The sequence below is a fragment of the Mesorhizobium sp. P5_C1 genome, assembly GCF_054049815.1.
Map to the genome: position 1 here is coordinate 1 of NZ_JBFULQ010000484.1, position 4,170 is coordinate 4,170.

Annotated in this window: 5 protein-coding genes; 2 read left to right on the top strand and 3 right to left on the bottom strand. The window is 62.4% G+C overall.

Annotated features, from left to right (window positions below; all coding sequences use genetic code 11):
* The 3 genes from pcsA to ACXJ7R_RS26300 all read right to left on the bottom strand — a co-directional run.
* The coding region (gene pcsA, locus ACXJ7R_RS26290) for a phosphatidylcholine synthase (RefSeq protein WP_457154378.1) at positions 1-711 on the bottom strand (711 nt) is incomplete at its 3' end.
* Entirely contained in the window at positions 708-1,322 is a 615-nt protein-coding gene (locus ACXJ7R_RS26295) for a DUF1326 domain-containing protein (RefSeq protein WP_095091806.1), read from the bottom strand. The genes pcsA and ACXJ7R_RS26295, both read right to left, overlap by 4 nt.
* A 14-nt stretch (positions 1,323-1,336) precedes the next feature.
* Positions 1,337-2,275 carry a DUF2182 domain-containing protein gene (locus ACXJ7R_RS26300; RefSeq protein WP_457154379.1) on the bottom strand — a complete coding sequence of 313 codons (939 nt, stop codon included), beginning with the start codon at positions 2,273-2,275 and terminating at the stop codon, positions 1,337-1,339.
* A gap of 71 nt (positions 2,276-2,346) precedes the next feature.
* Between ACXJ7R_RS26300 and ACXJ7R_RS26305 the strand changes: the two genes are divergently transcribed.
* Positions 2,347-3,555: a UbiH/UbiF family hydroxylase gene (locus ACXJ7R_RS26305; RefSeq protein WP_457154380.1), complete on the top strand. Its 1,209-nt coding sequence runs from the start codon at positions 2,347-2,349 to the stop codon at positions 3,553-3,555.
* Between the two features lie 178 nt (positions 3,556-3,733).
* Positions 3,734-4,057 (top strand): heat shock protein HspQ, encoded by a 324-nt coding sequence (gene hspQ / locus ACXJ7R_RS26310; protein ID WP_167392389.1) that lies wholly within the window; start codon positions 3,734-3,736, stop codon positions 4,055-4,057.
* Positions 4,058-4,170 lie beyond the last annotated feature (113 nt).

Here is a 4,170-nt window from a genome sequence, read left to right on the forward strand (position 1 = left end):
GGTGCTGACCTGCTCGCCCAGCACGCCGATCTGATCGTAGAAGGCAGCGAGTGCCGCCTGCGCCAGCGCCAGTGCACCGAAAGCGCACCACAAAAGCGTCATCGCGAGGTTGATGCGCCGCAGCCGCACCACCCGCACCGGGTGGATGAAATTGATCGGCACGAAAGTCAGAATGCCGGCCACCACCACCACCGCGAACGAAACCCATTGTCCCGGCTCGATGACGAACAGCGTGAACACCACCATGTTCCAGACCACGGGGAATCCCTTGAAGAAATTCTCCTTCGTCTTCATGCCGGTGTCGGCGTAGTAGATGGCACTGGAGACGACGATGATCGCCGCCGACAGAAAAGACAGTCCCTCGCCCATGAAGCCGCGCTGGTAAAGCGCGAAGGCCGGGATCAGGACATAGGTCACGTAGTCGATGATGTTGTCGAGCATTTCGCCCGACCAGGTCGGCAGGATCTCCTTGACCTCGAGCTTTCTGGCGATCGGCCCGTCGATGCCGTCGACAAACAAGGCCAGCCCCAGCCACCAGAACATCGCGGTCCAGCGCTCTTCGCTCGCGGCCACCAGCGACAGGAAGGCCAGGAATGAGCCCGAGGCGGTCAGCAGATGGACGGAGAACGCCCTCGCCTGCGGCCAGGTGACTTTCTTCTTCGGTCGCGGAATCCGGTCCCTGATCTTCTTGGCCGTTGTGTTCTTGCTCACGGGCCCCGCCAATCCAGCTTGCAGATTTCGGCCGACCGGCCGGCGAAATTCCAGTTTCGGCCGAAAGCCCGCATCTTGCTCTTGTCGGACCTGGCAACGATGATCTCAGGCGCGATCCAGTATTCCGAATTGCTGATCACCGTATCCTTGTCTCGGTCCTTGCCGGGGATCGGCGTTACCGCCCCGTCGATGATCTTCGGTATCTGGAAGATGCGTGTCCTGTCACGCGTCTCATAGGTGATCGGCACTTGTTCGACACCGAGGAATTTGCCGACAAGGATGGAAAGCAACGAGGTGGTCCCGCCCGCCTTGCCAGTGAAAATCTTGGTCAGCGCCTTGACCGCATAGACCGATGCGCGCTTGTCGATGAACAGGCCGGCGGTCCAGTTGCCGCGGCTCATATAGCCGGGGATTTCCATGATCAATCCGAGATTGAGCCCCGACAGGTCGACCTCGCCGAAATGGCCGGCGTCGATGCGGAAGCCGGCCCAGGTCTGGCAATAGCCTTCGGTCGGCGGATGACTGCCGAGCGACAGCACGCAGGGGCAAAAAACCGTGCAATTGCAGGAGAGTACGAGCTCTCCCTTCATCGCCCAGCTCTGGTCTGACATCGACTTTCCCCCACTTATCGCGAGACTACTAGCAGCGCTGCTGCCCAGACAAGCAGTATCGCACCGGCCAGCCGGGTTGGAACCCTGCTCGCCGTCTGTTTTTCGATCAGGGTGAACAGCCCGATCAACGCCATCCAGAAGACGTTCATCACCCCGACGGCGAACATCACCAGCATCAACGCCCAGCAGCAGCCGAGGCACCACAGGCCTTGCGCGACGCCAAGCCGGAAGACGCGGACGGGCCTCGCGCTCCAATTCGCGAACAGGATCGAGAACGGGTTCCTGCATTTCTTCAGACAGGCTTCCTTCAGACCGCTGAATTGGTAGAGGCCCGCAATCAGCAGAGCGACCGCGCCGGCAATACCGACGACGGGGTCGAGCATCCCGCTGGGCGAGCCGGATGCATGAATGGCCAAGGTCAGCACCGCGAACATCATCGAGGCAGCGAGCCAGACGCCGAGGTAACCGGCAACCAGCACCAGCGGATGGACGACCGGCTCGCCCTTGATGCGAGCCGTATCGGCGATCTCGCAATAGGTGCGGATTATCGGTGCGGCCGAAGGCAGCATGGTGGCGATCGCCATCAGGAACCACATCAAGACGAGCGCGCCGGCCTTGAGCCCGAGGCTTCCGTCCAGCGGCGTCGGCGACAGGCAGAGCGCAAAGAACCGTTCCAGGAAATCCGGTAGCGGCAGTCGCGGCAGGTTACGCAGAAGCGCGTCGCCAGGGGCGTTGACGCCCGCAATCCGCCCTTCGGCGCTGCGGATTGCCATCGCGGCAAGCAACAGCCAGGCAAGCAGGATGCAGGCGCCGACAACGACGTTTGCCGTTACACGGGGACTGCGCGCGATGTTCGCCATGGCGCGGCCGGCGCGGTCGAGATGGCTGAAGTCGTCTTGCTGGCCGGTCATGACATCGGAATGAGCCGAATCGCCGCGTTGATCAAGCGGCATGAATTGACCTATATGCTGGATCGACTGGCAGGTCGGGTGGGCTGCCTCGCATTGCAAGCCGGAAGCCGATCTTGGAGCATCGAGACACTGCGCGGATACTGGTTGCTGGCACGGGGCCGGCAGGGTTGATCGCGGCGCTCGCTTTCGCCGATGCCGGTTTCCCGGTGACGCTTGTCGGGCCCGAAACTTCTGCCCCCGATGGCCGCACGACGGCGCTGATGAACCCCGCTCTGCAGGTGCTTGCGCGGCTGGGTATGCTCGAAGACATCAAGCCCAAGGCGGCGCCCTTGAAGGTGATGCGCATCGTCGATGCGACCCGCCGGCTGATCCGTAGCCCCGTCGTCACCTTCCGCGCCAGCGAGATCGGCGAGGACCAGTTCGGGTTGAACCTGCCCAACAGCGTCCTCAATCCCGCACTCGCCAGCACGGTTGCTAAGCATACCGGCGTCGACTGGCGGAGGTCGATGGTGGCAAGTTGGCATCTCGACGCCGAACATGCCCGTGCCGTGCTGAYCGACGGCAGCACGCTGGATGCATCCCTGGCGGTCGCCGCCGACGGACGGCTGTCGCCGGCACGCCAGGCGGCCGGCATCTCGACCTCGGCCCGCTCGTACCCGCAGGCAGCTTTTGTCCTCAATTTCCGTCACAGCGGCGATCATGCCTTCACCTCGACCGAATTCCACACCGAGACCGGTCCGTTCACGCAGGTTCCGCTGCCCGGCAATCGCTCGAGCCTGGTCTGGGTGGTGAAGCCCGAGACAGCAACGGAACTCGCCGCGTTGGACGATGCGACGCTTTCCGTGCGGGTCGAACAGCAGATGCAGTCGATGCTGGGCCGGGTGACGGTCGAGCCGGGCCGGCAGATTTATCCGCTTTCGGCGGTGACGCCGCTGCGTTTCGCGCGGGACCGTGTGGCGCTTGTCGGCGAAGCCGCCCACGTGTTTCCGCCGATCGGCGCGCAAGGCCTCAATCTCGGTATCAGGGATATCGACGATCTCGTTGGTATCGCTGGAGAAAATCGTACCGACCCCGGCGCTGCCAAGACCCTTGCGGCCTACGATTTCAAACGCCGCCCCGATATTCTGGCGCGCAGCAGTGCGGTCAATCTGCTCAACATGTCGCTGCTTTCCGACATGCTGCCGGCGCAGATGGCCCGTGTTGCCGGGCTCGGCGTTCTCGGAGGTTTCGCGCCGCTTCGCGCCTTCTTCATGCGCGAGGGGCTTCGTCCCGGCAGCGGCTTTGCGGCGCTGGCCGGCGGCCTGCGAAAGCCGGCGCGCTGATAGCGATCTTCCGAACATTCCGCCAAACCGCGTCCTCGGCGAATGTCGACATCGGCGGCCTGCGGCAAAACCTTTTCCCCGCATCCTGCGTAGCTTCAAGGCACGCTCAAAACGCGTCGGGATTGAATTGATGCCCAGTCTGCGCCAAATAAGTTCAAGGAATTCAGTGGTGAGTACGATGAAAACAGCCAAATTCGCAATCGGACAGGTTGTTCGCCACCGGCTGTTTCCCTTCAGGGGCATCATTTTCGACGTCGATCCGCAGTTCGCCAACACCGACGAATGGTACGAAGCCATCCCGGCCGACGTGCGGCCGCGCAAGGATCAACCCTTCTATCACCTGCTCGCCGAGAATTCGGAAACCGAATACATCGCCTATGTCTCCGAGCAGAACCTGCTCGAGGATCAGTCGGGCGAGCCGGTCCGGCATCCGCAGATCAAGGAGATGTTCGATAAGAGGCCGGACGGGCGCTACGAGCCGAAACGGCAATCGAGGCATTAACCGACCAGACGACAGACGCAAAAAAAGCGGGGCATGACCCCGCTTTTTTGTTAGGCCGACAAAAACCGGCTGATCAGTTGGCGGTCTTCGCCTTGTCCTGCTCTTCCTTGAGC